Source organism: Duganella sp. OV510, assembly GCF_900100205.1.
Lineage (GTDB): Bacteria > Pseudomonadota > Gammaproteobacteria > Burkholderiales > Burkholderiaceae_D > Rugamonas.
Genome location: NZ_FNEQ01000007.1, coordinates 269,816 through 286,185, shown reverse-complemented (window position 1 = coordinate 286,185; position 16,370 = coordinate 269,816). Strand labels below are relative to the sequence as shown.

The following is a 16,370-nucleotide window of genomic DNA, read 5'->3' as shown; positions in this document are numbered from 1 at the left end:
GGTGTCTCCGTGTTATTGTGCGTTCGGGTCGACGAACAGTTCGTGCAGCGCCATGCGGCGTGGCGTCAGGCCTTGCTTGAAGGCGGTGGCTTCCAGCGTCTCGATGGTCTTCAGGTTTTCCTGGATGCCGTAAGGCAGAGGGTCGTGGCCGACGATCTTGCGCAGTTCGATGTATTTCTTGTCAGCCGGCGTGCCTTCGCCGGCGTCCAGGCGTGCCAGCCATTCGCGCTTGGCCTGGTCGAAGGCGTTGTAGAGCGACCTGGCGATCCATGGATGCTCGGCCAGCACCGCATCCTTGACGACGATGGTGCCGTGCATCGGATACACGCCGGTGCGGGCGTAGTATTCGGTTTCGATGTCGGCGGCATTCGGCAGCAGGTCCGGATAGTCGGCTTCCACCTCCTGCCAGCCGCCGGTTGGCGCCCCGGTGCGGCCGATGCCTGCCGCGCCTTCCAGGCCGGCGACCAGTTCGCCCTTGGCCATCATGTCGGCCAGCGAGGTGTCGGCTGCGGCGTGGATCACGTTCGATGGCAGTTTCAGTTGCGTGACGTGTTCTTCATCGTCGACCACCCAGGTGACCTTGGAGGCATCGAGTCCGAATTCGTCGATCAGCACCTGGCGGTTCCACACGCCGGTGGTGACCGAGTAGGCACGGACGCCGACCTTTTTGCCCTCCAGGTCTTTGGGATGTTTGATGTTGGCGTCCGGGCGCACCAGCAGGCCGCCGTGATGGAAGCGGCGCACCACGAAGATCGGCAATGCGACAAACGGCGCACCGTAAGCACGGGCGATGATGTAGGTGGTTGGCGCCAGTTCGCACGCATCGAATTCAACCTCGCGCACCATGCGGCGGAAGGCGCCGATCTGTGGCTTGACGGTGACGAATTCCGCATCCACGCCTTCGATCGGGATGGTGCCATTCTTGATCGCGATGGTGTGCGGGTGATCGGCGATCGCGATCTTCAGCTTAACGTTGGTGGCCAACTTCATTCTCCTTTGATTTGATGGAGCAAGGATAAAAGTTGGGCCGGCGCGCGTCTCTACACAAAAATTACATTCGCTGGCACTTTTGTTCGGACGTATTGTCTCGCCCAAAAGTCAGGGATATAGTGCTTGGCAGGAGGCGACAATGACTCATACTGCGATGACAAAGTATCAACGCGATGCCAACGGCAAGCCCAAGTTGACGACCGTGCCCAAGGTGCGGCTATACGTGGACAATCCGGAGGAAAAGGACAACTGGTTCGTCAACATCGGCCACGTCACCGAACGTGGACGGTGGCGTACCGAGCCGCACGCACACCCGCACTACGGGCAGGTGATCTTCGTGCGCAATGGACGCGGCGTGATGAATCTGGAAGGGCATAGCGTGCCGTTTGAGGCGCCATGCGCGCTGCTGCTGCCGAACGAGGCGGTGCATGGACTGGACTATGAAGTGGATGTGGACCGCTGGGTGGTGACCATCGAGGTGTCCTATCTCCAGCAGATCAACAGCAAGCTGCAGGACTTCATCAAGCTGTGGGCGTCGCCGCGCGTGATACCGCTGTCGTATGCGGCGGAATCGGCGGGCGAGTTCTTTGGCCTGATCAGCAAGCTGTCGCACGAGGTGGCGGCCAAGACCATCGGCCACGTGGTCGGCACCGAGGCCTTGCTGACATCGCTGCTGCTAATGCTGGTGCGCGGCGCGCATATGGATGAACTGGAGAGCAAGGTGGCCAGCGGCAGCGAGGTGCGGCTGGCCGACCGTTTCCGCGAGCTGATCGACCAGCACTATCGCGAGAATCTGCAGTTGCAGAATTATGCGTCGATGATGGGCGTGTCGCTGGTGCAGCTGCGCGCGGCCTGTGCGGCAGCGACGGGGCAGAGCCCGACCAAGATGATCCATGCACGCATCATCACCGAAGCCAAGCGCAACCTGATCTTCGGTGACATGACGATGGAGCAGATTGCCTACTGGCTGGGCTTTACCGATGCGGCCTATTTCACGCGTTTCTTCCGCAAGGAAGTGGGACAGACGCCAAGCCAGTTCCGCATCGCCGCGCGCCGTTCGTAGCAGCTTAGTGTGGGTACAGCGCGCCCAGCACGCGCTCGCCCTGCGCGCCGGTGACGGCTGGCAGGTTGCCGGCCAGCCGCTCGCTGAAGCGATAGCCCAGCCACGCGAACGCCAGCGCTTCGACGCGGTTGGGCGCCACGCCCAGCGCTTGCGTCGAAGCGACCATCACCTGATTGCCCAGGGCCGCGCCCAGCGCATCCATCAGCACGCCGTTGTAGGCGCCGCCACCACAGATGTAGACCGCGTCAGCGCCGCCGCCATAGGCCTTGATCGCCTCCGCCAGCGTGACGGCGGTGTATTCGGTCAGCGTGCGCTGCACGTCTTCCGGCGCGGCCGGTGCGTAGACGGCAAGACGCTTGTCCAGCCATGCCAGGTGGAACAGGTCGCGCCCGGTGCTTTTGGGCGCCGGCAGCGCCAGATACGGTTCCTTCAGCAGCTCCGCAAGCAGGTCGGGAATGACCTTGCCGCTGGCCGCCCAGGCGCCGTCCGCATCGTATTCCTGCTGGCGATGGCGATGTATCCAGCCATCCATCAGCACATTGCCTGGGCCGGTATCAAAGCCGGTCACGCGGCCATCGCCACCCAATACGCTGATGTTGGAGATGCCGCCGATATTCGCCACCACGCGCGCCTGCCCGGCCTTGCCGAACAGCGCCTGATGGAAGGCCGGTACCAGCGGCGCGCCCTGGCCGCCTGCGGCAATGTCGCGGCTGCGGAAATCCGCAATCACGTCGATGCCGCAGAGTTCGGCCAGCAGGGCAGAATTATTGGTCTGGCGCGTAAAGCCCAGCTCGGGACGATGGCGGATGGTCTGGCCATGCACGGCGACAGCATGCACCTCGGCTGCCGTGTGGCCCGATTCGCGCAGCAGTTCGGCCACGCATTGCGCGTAGTGCTGCGCCAGCTGATTGGCCGCCAGCGCCTCGCGCTCGATCTCGTTGTCGCCCCTGGCCTGCAAGGCCATCAGTTCGGCGCGCAGCGATGGCGGGAAGGCGACGTAGGCTGCCGCGATGGTGGTGATGGCGTCGCCATCAAACTGCGCCAGCGCGCCGTCCACGCCGTCCAGGCTGGTGCCTGACATTAAACCGATGTACAAACGCATACCTGCCCCCTGGATGTGTGTGATGTCGCACGGAAGAGGCGACCGCAAGAGCGCATCATAATAAAAAACAGGCCGACAAGGCGGCCTGTTTGGTGATGCTGATTGGTTGTCGCTTATTTTTGCGCGACGCGCGTATTGCTGTTGCCGCCACCGGCCGGACGCAGCAGTGCGAAGCGGTGAGTCATGTCGTTCGCGTAAATTTTGAAGCGGCCCATTTCGGCAGCGGTCAGTGGTGCTTGTGCCTGGACGTTCATCTTGGCCGGATCGCGTGCTTCGCCACCAACGCGGAACTCGTAGTGCAAGTGCGCGCCGGTCGACCAGCCGGTGGTGCCGACATAACCAATGACGTCGCCCTGCGACACTTTGGCGCCTTTTTTCATGCCGGTGCCAAAGCGGCTCATGTGCGCATAAGCAGTGGTGTAGTTGTTCCAGTGCTTGATGATGATGAAATTGCCGTAGCCATTCATGGTGCCGGCAAAGTCAATCGTGCCATCGCCGGCGGCGCGGATCGGCGTGCCGGTCGGCGCCGGGAAGTCGATACCCTTGTGGGCTTTCCATTGGCCGGAAATCGGATGCACACGCATCGAGAAACCGGACGAAATACGCGAAAACTCGACTGGCGATTTGAGGAAGGCTTTCTTCAGCGATTTGCCGTCGAAGCTGTAGTAGCCGCCGCCTTGACGGCTTTGCGGATCTTCAAACCACACTGATTGATAGGTCGTGCCCCGGTTGGTCAGTTCGCCTGCCAGCACGCGGCCGGCGCGCACAAACTCGCCATCCTGCCAGAAGGTTTCATACACCACGTTAAAGCTGTCGCCGCGCTTCAGGTCGCCGCGGAAGTCAACGTTGGTCGAGAACATTTCAATGATCTGCTTGACGATGGTGTCCGGCAGCTTGGCGCCGTCTTCGCTGGAATCGGTGGCCGCATACAGCGTCGATTTAATCGTACGCGCGTGCATTTCAACGCGGCGTTCCAGCTTGGCTGGCTCGGCAGTGGCAACAAAGCTGTCGCCCTGGCGGGTGATCTTGATGTTGGTGACCGGATCGTCCTTGCCGTCGACCACGGTGGCGCGCAGCCACTGCAGGTTGCCTTCGTCGTCGGTCTGCGCCTGGACGCGCTTGCCCGATTTCAATTGCATGACGCCCTTGGCGATCTTGTCTTTCTTGATGAAAGTCTCTGCCGCGTCGTCGTCCACACCCAGGCGTTGCAGCAGGGTGGCCAGCGTATCGCCGTTGCGGATTTTCTCTTCGTGAACGAACTGAGCCTTGGAAGACTGCTGGTCGAGCGCAGTGATTTGCGCGCCCAGATCCGGCGTGACAACTGCTTCCTGTACCGTTTTCACTGGCAGGTCCGATGCGTCAGGCGCGAGTGGCGCTACGCCGGCCGCACCAAAAGCACATACTGCGAGAAACAATGCAGACGCGCTGACGATGCGCGCCTTGCGCGTAGAACCTAGCAGACTGAACAAGCGTGAGCTTGTGAATTTATGTATTTGGTTCATGCAATCAGTTAAAATTTGCCGCTTGAACTATTCAGGAACGTTTTATTTCTTCTAATTATCTATTTTGTTCGTTTTCATGCGGCAAGATTGATGGATCGAGGATTATAACAAACTCCTGCGCCTGACTACCTTTTTCTGAAAAATACCTTTAAAAATCATGACTACCTCTTCTTCGATACCCTCGGCCCCCTCTAAAGCAGCGTTGCCCTTATCCGACAACGTACAAGAGGCACTTGCCATCACCAAACGCGGTGTCGATGAGTTGCTGATTGAAAGCGAGTTCGCGCAAAAGCTGGCGCGTTCGGAACAAAGCGGCGTCCCGCTGCGCATCAAGCTGGGCCTGGACCCAACCGCACCCGACCTGCACCTGGGCCACACCGTGGTGCTGAACAAGATGCGTCAATTGCAGGACCTTGGCCATCAAGTCATCTTCCTGATCGGCGATTTCACCTCGATGATCGGCGACCCGTCCGGCCGCAACGCCACCCGTCCGCCGCTGACCAAGGAGCAGGTTGAGCAAAACGCCATGACCTACTTCAAGCAGGCGTCGCTGGTGCTGGACCCGGCCAAGACCGAAATCCGCTACAACTCCGAATGGTGCGACCCGCTGGGCGCGCGCGGCATGATCCAGCTGGCCTCGCGCTACACCGTGGCGCGCATGATGGAGCGCGATGACTTCACCAAGCGTTTCAAGAACGGCACGCCGATCGCCGTGCATGAATTCCTCTACCCGCTGATGCAGGGCTACGATTCGGTGGCCTTGAAGTCCGACCTGGAACTGGGTGGCACCGACCAGAAATTCAACCTGCTGGTTGGCCGCGAGCTGCAAAAGGACTATGGCCAGGAGCCGCAGTGCATTTTGACCATGCCGCTGCTGGAAGGTCTGGACGGCGTGGAAAAAATGTCCAAGTCGAAGAACAACTACATCGGCATTACCGAACCGGGCAACACCATGTTCGCCAAGATCATGAGCATTTCCGATGACATGATGTGGAAATACTTCAATCTGCTGTCGTTCCGTTCGATCGCCGATGTGGCCGCGCTGAAGGCTGAAGTGGCCGGCGGCCGCAATCCGCGCGACGCCAAGGTGGCGATTGCCCAGGAAATCGTCGCGCGCTTCCACTCGCAGCAGGCGGCGGAAGAGGCGCTGGCCGACTTCGTCAACCGCTCGAAAGGCGGCATCCCGGATGACATTCCGAAAGTGTCGCTGGGTGGCGCGCCGCTGGGCGTGGCGCAACTGCTGAAGCAGGCCAACCTGTGCGCTTCCACTTCGGAAGCGATGCGTATGGTGGAGCAGGGCGGTGTGCGCGTTGACGGCACCGTCATCAGCGACAAGGCCCTGCAACTGCAAGCCGGCACCTTCGTGCTGCAAGTGGGCAAGCGCAAGTTTGCCCGCGTGACGCTGTCGGCATGATCGCGCTGCTGCAACGCGCCAGCAGCGCCAGCGTGGCGGTGGATGGCGTGACGATAGGCGCCATTGATGCCGGCCTGATGGTGCTGGTCTGCGCCGAGCGCAACGATACTGAAAAGGAAGCGGACGCGCTGCTGACAAAGCTGCTTGGTTACCGCGTGTTCGCCGACGATGCCGGCAAGATGAATCGCAGCGTCATCGACACCAACGGCGGCCTGCTGCTGGTGCCGCAATTCACGCTGGCGGCCGATACCAAGTCCGGCACGCGGCCATCGTTCACGCCGGCCGCCGCGCCCGCCGACGGCCTGCGCCTGTTCAATTACTTTGTCGAACAGGCGCGCCTGAAGCATGCCCAGGTCGAAACCGGCCAGTTCGGCGCCGACATGAAAGTGTCGCTGACCAACGATGGTCCGGTGACATTCTGGCTGCAAGTCAATCCGAAGTAGGCGATGAAGCTGCGCAGCGACAGTTTCCGCAACCGCGCCGCCATGCCGGCGGCGCAGGCGCATCCGCAGCTAAGCTGGAGCGAAGTACCGGCCGGCACCGCCTCGCTGGCCGTGCTGTGCCTGGAGGGCGATGTGCCGGATGGCGACTGCTTTCACTGGAGCGTGGTGGACATCCCGCCCACACTGGCCGCGCTGGCCGGCGGCGCCCTGCCGGCCGAGGCCGAAACCCTGCTGGACGGCGTGCCGCTGCGCCAGGGCATGAACGATCATCGCGGTTACGGGTATCATGCACCCTTGCCGGCGCAGAATGCAACGCGCCATTATATTTTTCGCATCTACGCGTTGGATGTGGCGCGGCTGGAGCTGCCGCCGCAATTTACCGGCGCCGACGTGTTGAACGCCATTTACGGCCATATCATCGATGAAGCGCAGCTGATCGGCGCTTATTAAACCAACATGACCCACACCACCATTTTGTTGATCCGTCACGGCGAGACGGCCTGGAACGCTGTGCGCCGCCTGCAAGGCCATATCGATATTCCGCTGAACGAAGAGGGCGAACGCCAGGCCGTGGCGCTGGGCCGCGCGCTGGCCGCCGAGCAGATCGACGCGCTTGTCTCCAGCGACCTGCAACGCGCCATGCAGACGGCGCAGGCAGTTGCCTCGCACCACGCCGGCGTCAGCCTGCAAACCGATGCGCAGCTGCGCGAGCGCGCCTACGGCGTGTTTGAAGGCATGCTTTACCAGGACATCCAGGACGAATACCCGGCTGACTTCCAGCTCTGGCAGACGCGCGATATCGACGCCATCATGCCGCACGGCGAGCGCATGGCGGAGAGCTTCCGCCAGTTCTACGACCGCGTGATCGCTGCCTTGGGCGATGTGGCCAAGCGCCATCCGGGCCAGACGGTGGCGGTGGTGGCCCACGGCGGCGTGCTGGAATGCGCCTACCGCGAGGCGCGCGGGATTCAGCTCGATAGCCCGCGCGACTTCCAGGTCAAGAACGCAAGCATCAACCGCTTCGATGTGGCCGATGGCAAGTTGGTGCTCACTAGCTGGGGCGAGGTGGACCACCTTGCCCTGTCCTCCATGGACGACGTCATTTAGTGCCAGGCTCATAACGACAAAGCTGCACATTTGCCGAATTCATAAAAAATAGTGCTTATTAATTGAGCAGGGCTTCGGTTAAAATAGAAGGTTCCTTCTCACCCCTTTCAGGTATTGCCAGTGCAAATCGGCCCTCATTTACTGCGTAACAACGTTTTCGTCGCCCCGATGGCGGGTGTGACGGATCGCCCATTCCGGCAGTTGTGCAAGGAGCTGGGCGCGGGTTACGCGGTGTCTGAAATGGCGGCGTCCAACCCGCGCCTGTGGGCCACGGAGAAGAGTTCGCGTCGCACCGATCACACCGGCGAGATGGAGCCCAAGGCGGTGCAGATTGCCGGCGCCGATCCCAAGGATCTGGCCGATTGCGCGCGTTTCAATGTCGAGCGCGGCGCGCAGATCATCGATATCAACATGGGTTGCCCGGTTAAAAAGGTGTGCAATGCCTGGTGCGGCTCGGCGCTGTTGCAGGACGAAGAACTCGTCAAGCGCATCGTTGATGCGGTGGTGGGGGCGGTGGAGGTGCCGGTCACGCTGAAGTTCCGCACCGGCTGGGACCGCGAGAACAAGAACGCGCTGAAGATCGCGCGCATCGCCGAGGATGCCGGTATTGCCATGCTGACCTTGCATGGCCGCACCCGCGCCGACGGCTACAAGGGCGACGCCGAGTACGACACTATTGCCGCTGTAAAGAAATCGGTTTCAATTCCAGTCGTGGCGAATGGCGACATCACGTCGCCGGAAAAAGCGCAATACGTGCTGGATGTCACCGGCGCCGACGCCGTCATGGTGGGCCGCGCCGCGCAAGGCCGTCCGTGGATCTTCCGCGAGATCGACCATTACTTGCGCACCGGCAAGCATTTGCCGGCGCCGTATGTGGACGAAGTCCGCGCGCTGATGGATGAGCACCTGCGCGCGCACTATGGCTTCTACGGCGACTATCTTGGCGTGCGCACCGCGCGCAAACATATCGGCTGGTATGTGCGCGACCTCCAGGGCGGTGAAGAATTCCGACAGAAAATGAACTTGCTGGAGTCCGTCGAAGAACAGTTGCTTGCCGTAGACCAATTCTTCGAATCGCAGTGGCGGTACGGCGACCGGTTACAATACCGCCTCGCTGAAGATTTGCAGGCCGCTTAAGCGGGCCGAGAGAACCAAAAAAGTCACATCATCAGAAGGGTAAACGTTTCCAGTCACAAGCCGGAGCGATTTACCAGCGTTATAGATTAATTAGCCGAACGACAAAAAATGAGCAAAGAAAGTATCCAGGAAGTAGTCCAGAAGAGTCTCGAAGAATACTTCGCCGACCTGGGCGAGCAACAGGCATCGAACATTTACGACATGGTTGTGATGACCGTTGAAAAACCGGTACTGGAAGTGGTCATGACCCGTGCCGATGGCAACCAGTCGCATGCGGCGCAGATGCTGGGCATCAACCGCAATACCTTGCGCAAAAAGCTGCAAGAGCACGGCCTGCTGTAACAGCAGCCGTTCCATCCGGCATTGAGTGGCTGGGGACGGCCGCAATCCCGGACCGTCACAGATTACTAACTCCACCTGCTCATTCATCGCCATGATTAAACAAGCTCTCATCTCCGTATCCGACAAAACCGGTGTGCTGGACTTCGCGCGCGCGCTGTCCGCCATGGGCGTCAACATCCTGTCGACCGGCGGCACCGCCAAATTGCTGGCTGACAACGGCGTGCCGGTCACCGAAGTTGCCGACTACACCGGTTTCCCGGAGATGCTGGACGGCCGCGTCAAGACGCTGCACCCGAAAGTGCACGGCGGCATCCTGGCCCGCCGCGATTTCCCTGAGCACGTGGCCAAGCTGGAAGAGCACAACATCCCGGCCATCGATATGGTGGTGGTCAATCTGTACCCGTTCCAGGCGACTGTCGCCAAGGACACCTGCACGCTGGACGACGCCATCGAGAACATCGACATCGGTGGCCCGGCCATGCTGCGCTCCGCTGCCAAGAACCACAAGGATGTGGTGGTGATCTGCGATCCGGCCGACTACGGCGTGGTGCTGGCGGAAATGAAAACCACGGACAACGCTCCAGGCTACGTCAGCTACGACACCCGTTTCACGCTGGCCACCAAGGTTTACTCGCACACTGCGCAGTACGACGGCGCCATCGCCAACTACCTGACCAGCCTGGACGCGACCCGCGCCCACGGCAGCCGCAGCGCCTACCCGGCCAAGCTGAACGTGGCCTTCGAAAAAGTGCAGGACATGCGCTACGGCGAGAATCCGCACCAGTCGGCGGCGTTCTACCGCGACGTCACCGCCACCGAAGGCGCGCTGGCCAATTACAAGCAACTGCAAGGCAAGGAACTGTCGTTCAACAACATCGCTGATGCTGACGCGGCGTGGGAATGCGTGAAGAGCATGGGCGGCTTCGACCAGTCGGCTGCCTGCGTCATCGTCAAGCACGCCAATCCGTGCGGCGTGGCTCTCGGCGCGAATGCGGCCGATGCTTACAAGCGCGCGCTGCAAACCGATCCGACCTCGGCCTTCGGCGGCATCATCGCCTTCAACGTGGAAGTGGATGGCGTGGCGGCGACCGAGCTGGCCAAGCTGTTCGTGGAAGTGCTGATCGCGCCGTCGTTCACTGCGGAAGCCAAACAGATCCTGTCGGCCAAGCAGAATGTGCGTCTGCTGGAGATCCCGCTGGGCAATGGCGTCAACGCGATGGACTTCAAACGCGTGGGCGGCGGCCTGCTGGTGCAGTCGGCGGATTCGAAAAACGTGCTGCTGGCCGATGTGAAAGTCGTCAGCAAGAAACAGCCTACGCAGCAGGAACTGCAGGACATGATGTTTGCCTGGCGCGTGGCCAAGTACGTCAAGTCGAACGCCATCGTCTTCTGCGGCAATAATATGACGCTGGGCGTCGGTGCTGGCCAGATGAGCCGGATCGACTCGGCCCGTATCGCTTCGATCAAGGCGCAGAACGCCGGCCTGTCGCTGGCCAATTCGGTGGTGGCGTCGGACGCCTTCTTCCCGTTCCGCGACGGCCTGGACGTGGTGGTTGACGCGGGCGCGACCTGCGTGATCCACCCAGGTGGCTCGATGCGCGACCAGGAAGTGATCGACGCCGCCGACGAGCGCGGCGTAGTCATGGTCTACACCGGCACCCGCCACTTCCGCCACTAATCGGTCGCTGAAACGCGGCCGCATCTTCGTTGCGCCGTCTCGCCGTGCAATCGCACTGTCTTCGACGGCGACGCCTCGCTGCGACCGCGTTTCAGCAACCTCATTCAGCACGAAAAGCCCGCATTGCTTGCGGGCTTTTTCTTTACTGCATACAATCTGTAAATGATTATTCTCGGCATCGACCCCGGCTTGCGCACCACTGGCTTTGGCGTCATTCAAAAGCAGGGCAGCAAGCTGCGTTACATCGCCTCCGGCACCATCAAGAGCGGCGAGGGCGACCTGCCGACGCGGCTCAAGGTGATACTGGATGGTGTGGGCGAAGTCGCGCGCACCTATGGCCCGGATTGCGCCGCCATCGAACAGGTGTTCGTCAACGTCAATCCGCAATCGACTTTGCTGTTGGGCCAGGCCCGTGGCGCGGCGATCTGCGCGCTGGTGTCGGCGGAGTTGAGCGTGGCCGAGTATTCCCCAACACAAATCAAACAGGCGGTGGTTGGCACCGGCCGCGCGGTCAAGGCGCAGATGCAGGACATGGTCGCGCGCCTGCTGCAATTGCCTGGCCTGCCGGGCACCGATGCCGCCGATGCGCTGGGCATCGCCATCTGCCACGCCCACAGCCGCGAAACGCTGACGCTGATTGCCGGCGGCACCAATGCCACGGCCAACGGCCCGCTGGCTGGCCTGCGCATGCGTCGCGGCCGCCTGGTCGGCTAACTTCTTAAAGGTACAACATGATCGGACGTCTTTCCGGGATTCTGCTTGAAAAAAATCCGCCGCAACTGCTGGTGGATGTAGGTGGCGTCGGCTATGAAGTCGATGTGTCGATGAGCACGTTCTACAACCTGCCTGGCGTGGGCGAGAAAGTGGTGCTGTTCACGCACCAGGCGATCCGCGAGGATGCGCATCTGCTGTTCGGCTTCGGTAACGCCGAAGAGCGTGCTGTGTTCCGCCAGCTGATCAAGATTACCGGCGTCGGCGCGCGCACCGCGCTGTCGATTTTGTCCGGCATGTCGATCGCCGACCTGGCGCAGGCGGTGACGTTGCAGGAAGCTGGCCGTCTGGTGAAGGTGCCGGGCATCGGCAAGAAAACCGCCGAGCGCCTGCTGCTGGAGCTGAAAGGCAAGCTGGGTGCGGACATCGGCGCCGGTGGCGCGCATGCTGTGCCGGACGCGCAATCCGACATCCTCAACGCGCTGGCCGCGTTGGGCTACTCCGACAAGGAAGCGCTGCTGGCCCTGAAAACCGTCCCCGCCGGCGCCTCAGTCTCCGACGGCATCAAGCAAGCCCTCAAAGCCCTCTCCAAAGGCTGATCCACCTCAAACGTATCACCGGCGGCTCCGCCTAAGCTCGACCCACGAGCCAAGCGGAGCCGCCATCATGAACCATCCCCCACGCTTTCCCTGGAACCGCTTCCCTCCAGTCTACATCCACGCCCCGGAGCGTTTCGTCCGAAATAATCCCGCTTTTCTCGCCGCCAGCAACGGCGATATCTTAGCTGCAGTCGAGTTAGTCGCCGAGGCTATTTCTCCACGCTTGCTGGCGCAGCTTTGGCAACGTTTTGATCCGCTCGCGCCTGTGCTGGTGAGTCCACAATCATTAGAAATGGTGGGCCTGAGTGTGATTCCTCAAATGACGGCCTCTTTAATTTCTAATTTTCTAGCTTGGCCTTGTGAGGTAAGGGTAACTTGTAGACGTAGTTCAGGCACCACAGGATATGAGCTGCTTCAACAACAAACAATTTTTGATGGGCCAGTGGTGATTGGCTTGAACTATCTATTGATTGATGAATTTATCGATCACGGTGGAACTCTCGCCAATTTTCGAGGTCATATTCTCAATCAGAAGGGGTATGTGATTGGAGCCACCGTTCTGGCGGGAGATAACGGCTATGCGGATCTGGCGGTGAGTAACAAGGCCTTAGGTGAGTTGAGGAGCAGACATGGACACATCGAATATTGGTGGCGACAACGATTCGGCTTCGGGTTCGAATCCCTCACCGCGTCAGAAGCCCGATATCTTAGCCGAGCTCGCTCGTCTGAAAATATTATTGCAAGTCTGGAGGCAATTGCCCGATGAGGAGATGGCTGCGATGTCAGCGATGGGATTTGCGACGCCTTTAGACCTTCTTTATATACCGTACCAGCCGCTTACGGATGAGGAACTGCAAAATCGGGCTAGCGGACGCAAAATATTAAGCGCGTACGTTGATTTGGGCCCCGATAAATTGCACCAATTCCGCGCCCAGCGTGGCGATTTTCGTGGTTGGAGTGGTGGCATGGCGTAGCATCCGGCCATGTTGCGGAATTAAGCGGCGAGGCAGGGTAAAATAGCTGTATGAGCATACAGACCGACAATTTTACCGAGCAACGCATTATTGACGCAGCGCCGTCGTCCCCGAACGAGGAGGCGATCGAACGGGCATTGCGTCCCAAGCATCTCGATGAATATGTCGGGCAGACCAAGATCCGCGACCAGCTGGAGATCTTCATCTCCGCCGCGCGCAAGCGCCAGGAGGCGCTCGATCATACGCTGCTGTTCGGCCCGCCGGGCCTCGGTAAAACCACGCTGGCCAACATCATCGCCCGTGAAATGGGTGTCAACCTGCGCCAGACTTCCGGCCCGGTGCTGGAGCGTCCCGGCGATCTGGCCGCCATCCTGACCAACCTGGAAGCCAACGACGTCCTGTTCATCGACGAAATCCATCGCCTGTCGCCGGTGGTGGAAGAAATTCTGTACCCGGCGCTGGAAGACTACCAGATCGACATCATGATCGGCGAAGGCCCGGCCGCCCGCTCGGTCAAGCTGGACCTGCAACCGTTCACGCTGGTCGGCGCCACCACCCGCGCCGGCATGCTGACCAACCCGCTGCGCGACCGCTTCGGCATCGTCGCCCGGCTGGAGTTCTACACCACCGACGAACTGACCAAGATCGTCAGCCGCAGCGCCGCGTTGCTGAAAGCGCACATCGACGAAGACGGCGCCCGCGAAATCGCCCGCCGCGCGCGCGGCACGCCGCGTATCGCCAACCGCCTGCTGCGCCGCGTGCGCGACTACGCCGAAGTGAAGAGCAACGGCGAAATCACCAAGGCCGTTGCCGACGCCGCGCTGGTCATGCTGGACGTCGATACCGTCGGCTTCGACGTCATGGACCGCAAGCTGCTGGAAGCCGTACTATTTAAATTTGGCGGCGGCCCGGTCGGCATCGGCAACCTGGCGGCCGCCATCGGCGAAGCGGCCGACACCATCGAAGACGTGCTGGAACCGTACCTGATCCAGCAAGGCTTTTTGCAACGCACGCCGCGCGGCCGGGTGGCAACGCCGGCTGCCTATAAACACTTCGGCGTCGCGGCGCCGCGCATCAGCCCCAACGGCGAACTGTGGAGCGATCTGTAATGCAGATCTGGGTCGATGCGGACGCTTGTCCTGCCGTCATCAAGGAAATTCTCTACCGCGTGGCGGATCGCGTGCAGATGCAGGTCACGCTGGTGGCCAACCAGTTGCTGCGCGTGCCGCCATCGCGTTTCATCCGTTCGATACAAGTGCCGTCCGGCGCCGATGTGGCCGATCAGGAAATCGTCCGCCTGCTGGAGCCGGGCGACCTGGTGGTGACCGGCGACATCCCGCTGGCCGCCGATGTGCTGAAGAAGGGCGGCCACGCGCTCAATCCACGCGGCGAGTTCTACACCAACGACAACATCGCGCAAATGCTGACCATGCGCGCCTTCATGGACGAACTGCGCGGCAGCGGCGTCGACACCGGCGGTCCGGCCGCCTTCAGCCAGTCCGACCGGCAAAACTTCGCCAACAGCCTCGACCGCCACCTAGCCAAGCGCAAACATGGATGAACTGCGCGCCATCTCGACCTTCATCCGGGCTGCCGAACTGGGCAGCTTCAACAAGGTCGCGGAAGCGCAGGGCACCACGCCGCAAGCCGTCAGCAAGACCATCCGCCAGTTTGAACAGCACCTTGGTGTGCGCCTGTTCCATCGCACCACGCGCAACAGTTCGCTGACCGAGGAGGGCCAGCGCCTGCTGGAATCCATCAAGCCCAGCCTGGACGGCGTGGTCGGTGCACTGGCCCGCGCCCGCAATGCCGCGCGCGAGGATGAGGGCCTGATACGCGTAGCGGCCTCCGGCTCGATCGGCCGCCGCGTGCTGATGCCCTTGCTGGCCCAGTTCCAGCAGCAGTATCCGGGCATCCAGATCGATCTGATCCAAGAGGATGGCTTTGCCGACCTGGTGCACGACCGTATCGATGTCGGCTTCCGTGGAGGCAATCCGCCTGACGCGCAAATTATTAGCCGCCGCCTGTTCCCGGTGCAGCAAATCGTCTGCGCCACGCCGGCCTACCTGAAGCGCCATGGCACGCCGCGCACCTTGCTGGATCTGGCGGCACATCGCTGCACCGCCTACCGTCAGCCGGGCAACGGCAAGGCGATGGCGTGGGAATTCGAGATCGACGGTGATACCGTGTTCCATCATGTGCAGCCCATCCTGCTCAGCAACGATCCGGACACGGAAATGCATGCCGTGCTGGCTGGTATGGGCATCGGTCAGATCGACAGCATCAACGCCACCGCCGCCATCCGCGCCGGCAAGCTGAAGCCGGTACTGACCGGGTACATCAGCGAGCGCATGGGCTTCTATCTGTACTTCCCGCAGCGCACCGATATGCCGGCCCGCGTCCGCCGCTTCATCGACTTCGCTGTGGAGCGTCTGCTGAACAACGAACAGTTCTATATCAACTTTTAGTTGCTGCTGTAACGGTTTATGGCCACTACTTCGGTTGTGGTGACAAGCCTATAGTTCACCTGTCTTTCAACCCAACAGGAGAACTCATCATGAAAAATCGCGTAGCTGTTATTACTGGTGCTTCGAGCGGCATCGGCCTGTCCACCGCCAAACTGCTGGCCGCCCGTGGCGCCAAAGTCGCGCTGCTGGCGCGCCGCAAGGATGTGCTGGAACAGGCAGTCGAAGAGATTCGCGCTGCCGGTGGAGAGGCGCTGGCGTTGGCGGTCGATGTGACCGACCAGGCGTCCGTCGATGCGGCAGCGGCCGCTGTGGAACAGGCTTACGGTCCGGCCAACCTGGTCTTCAACAACGCCGGCGTCATGCTGCCGGGCGCGGTGGAAGCGCGCGAGATGCAGGCCTGGGAACACCAGATCGACCTCAACGTCACCGGCGTGATGCGTGTGATCTCGGCCTTCGTGCCGCAGCTGGTCAAGAGCGCGGAGCAGGGCGCCGTGGTGGACCTGGTGAACACCTCGTCCATCGCTGCACAGAACATCTACCCGTACTTTGCCGTCTACAGCGGCACCAAGGCCTACGTCAGCCACCTGAGCCGTCACCTGCGCGCGGAACTGGGACCGAAGGATATCCGCGTGTCGCTGATCGAGCCGGGCATCACCGAAACCGAACTGCAAGGCCACTGGACCTTCCAGGGCGCCAAGGACTGGTTTGCCGGTGCGGCGCAAAGCATGGACTTCCTGCAGCCGCAGGACGTGGCGGAAGTGGTCGGCTTCCTTGCCGACCAGCCCAAGCACGTGAACCTGCAACAGGTGGTGGTGATGCCGACCAGGCAGGCCAGCTGAT

General features: G+C 61.3%; 18 protein-coding genes. 15 read left to right on the top strand and 3 right to left on the bottom strand.

What is annotated here, in order from left to right:
* Nucleotides 1-12: 12 nt before the first annotated feature.
* Nucleotides 13-984, bottom strand: a complete 972-nt coding sequence (locus BLS51_RS19660; RefSeq protein ID WP_090187310.1) for an ABC transporter substrate-binding protein — start codon at nt 982-984, stop codon at nt 13-15.
* Between the two features lie 145 nt (nt 985-1,129).
* On the opposite strand from BLS51_RS19660, the gene BLS51_RS19655 reads away from it, so the two are divergent.
* On the top strand, nt 1,130-2,053 hold the full coding sequence (locus BLS51_RS19655) for a helix-turn-helix domain-containing protein (protein ID WP_090186927.1): 924 nt from the start codon (nt 1,130-1,132) through the stop codon (nt 2,051-2,053).
* 4 nt (nt 2,054-2,057) lie between these two features.
* Here the strand turns inward: BLS51_RS19655 and BLS51_RS19650 are convergent, their stop codons facing one another.
* Both BLS51_RS19650 and BLS51_RS19645 read right to left on the bottom strand, forming a co-directional pair.
* Entirely contained in the window at nt 2,058-3,155 is a 1,098-nt protein-coding gene (locus BLS51_RS19650) for an anhydro-N-acetylmuramic acid kinase (RefSeq protein ID WP_090186924.1), read from the bottom strand.
* 113 nt (nt 3,156-3,268) lie between these two features.
* Nucleotides 3,269-4,657: a M23 family metallopeptidase gene (locus tag BLS51_RS19645; RefSeq protein ID WP_090186921.1), complete on the bottom strand. Its 1,389-nt coding sequence runs from the start codon at nt 4,655-4,657 to the stop codon at nt 3,269-3,271.
* A gap of 157 nt (nt 4,658-4,814) precedes the next feature.
* On the opposite strand from BLS51_RS19645, the gene tyrS reads away from it, so the two are divergent.
* The 14 genes from tyrS (at nt 4,815) to BLS51_RS19570 (ending at nt 16,369) form a co-directional block, all read left to right on the top strand.
* The gene (gene tyrS / locus BLS51_RS19640) at nt 4,815-6,071 is read left to right on the top strand and encodes a tyrosine--tRNA ligase (protein ID WP_090186917.1); all 1,257 of its coding nucleotides are present in this window, start codon (nt 4,815-4,817) and stop codon (nt 6,069-6,071) included.
* Nucleotides 6,068-6,514: a D-aminoacyl-tRNA deacylase gene (dtd, locus tag BLS51_RS19635; RefSeq protein WP_090186912.1), complete on the top strand. Its 447-nt coding sequence runs from the start codon at nt 6,068-6,070 to the stop codon at nt 6,512-6,514. The genes tyrS and dtd overlap by 4 nt, the downstream gene beginning before the upstream one ends.
* A gap of 3 nt (nt 6,515-6,517) precedes the next feature.
* Complete coding sequence (locus BLS51_RS19630; RefSeq protein ID WP_090186909.1) at nt 6,518-6,964, top strand: YbhB/YbcL family Raf kinase inhibitor-like protein; 447 nt, start codon at nt 6,518-6,520, stop codon at nt 6,962-6,964.
* A 6-nt stretch (nt 6,965-6,970) separates the two neighbouring features.
* Nucleotides 6,971-7,621 carry a histidine phosphatase family protein gene (locus BLS51_RS19625; protein ID WP_090186905.1) on the top strand — a complete coding sequence of 217 codons (651 nt, stop codon included), beginning with the start codon at nt 6,971-6,973 and terminating at the stop codon, nt 7,619-7,621.
* Between the two features lie 120 nt (nt 7,622-7,741).
* Nucleotides 7,742-8,758, top strand: coding sequence for a tRNA dihydrouridine synthase DusB (gene dusB / locus BLS51_RS19620; protein ID WP_090187306.1), 1,017 nt, complete (start codon nt 7,742-7,744; stop codon nt 8,756-8,758).
* A 108-nt stretch (nt 8,759-8,866) separates the two neighbouring features.
* Nucleotides 8,867-9,100: a helix-turn-helix domain-containing protein gene (locus BLS51_RS19615; RefSeq protein ID WP_090186901.1), complete on the top strand. Its 234-nt coding sequence runs from the start codon at nt 8,867-8,869 to the stop codon at nt 9,098-9,100.
* A 91-nt stretch (nt 9,101-9,191) separates the two neighbouring features.
* Nucleotides 9,192-10,778: a bifunctional phosphoribosylaminoimidazolecarboxamide formyltransferase/IMP cyclohydrolase gene (purH, locus tag BLS51_RS19610; protein ID WP_090186897.1), complete on the top strand. Its 1,587-nt coding sequence runs from the start codon at nt 9,192-9,194 to the stop codon at nt 10,776-10,778.
* A 162-nt stretch (nt 10,779-10,940) separates the two neighbouring features.
* The gene (gene ruvC, locus BLS51_RS19605; RefSeq protein ID WP_090186892.1) at nt 10,941-11,492 is read left to right on the top strand and encodes a crossover junction endodeoxyribonuclease RuvC; all 552 of its coding nucleotides are present in this window, start codon (nt 10,941-10,943) and stop codon (nt 11,490-11,492) included.
* A 17-nt stretch (nt 11,493-11,509) separates the two neighbouring features.
* Nucleotides 11,510-12,088: a Holliday junction branch migration protein RuvA gene (gene ruvA, locus BLS51_RS19600; RefSeq protein ID WP_090186889.1), complete on the top strand. Its 579-nt coding sequence runs from the start codon at nt 11,510-11,512 to the stop codon at nt 12,086-12,088.
* A 67-nt stretch (nt 12,089-12,155) separates the two neighbouring features.
* Nucleotides 12,156-12,854, top strand: coding sequence for a phosphoribosyltransferase (locus BLS51_RS19595; RefSeq protein WP_090186886.1), 699 nt, complete (start codon nt 12,156-12,158; stop codon nt 12,852-12,854).
* 258 nt (nt 12,855-13,112) lie between these two features.
* Complete coding sequence (gene ruvB, locus BLS51_RS19585; RefSeq protein ID WP_090186880.1) at nt 13,113-14,171, top strand: Holliday junction branch migration DNA helicase RuvB; 1,059 nt, start codon at nt 13,113-13,115, stop codon at nt 14,169-14,171.
* Nucleotides 14,171-14,623 (top strand): YaiI/YqxD family protein, encoded by a 453-nt coding sequence (locus BLS51_RS19580; RefSeq protein ID WP_090186879.1) that lies wholly within the window; start codon nt 14,171-14,173, stop codon nt 14,621-14,623. Before ruvB ends, BLS51_RS19580 begins: the two co-directional genes overlap by 1 nt.
* Complete coding sequence (locus BLS51_RS19575) at nt 14,616-15,530, top strand: LysR family transcriptional regulator (RefSeq protein ID WP_090186876.1); 915 nt, start codon at nt 14,616-14,618, stop codon at nt 15,528-15,530. The genes BLS51_RS19580 and BLS51_RS19575 overlap by 8 nt, the downstream gene beginning before the upstream one ends.
* An 89-nt stretch (nt 15,531-15,619) precedes the next feature.
* Entirely contained in the window at nt 15,620-16,369 is a 750-nt protein-coding gene (locus BLS51_RS19570) for an SDR family oxidoreductase (RefSeq protein ID WP_090186870.1), read from the top strand.
* Nucleotide 16,370 lies beyond the last annotated feature (1 nt).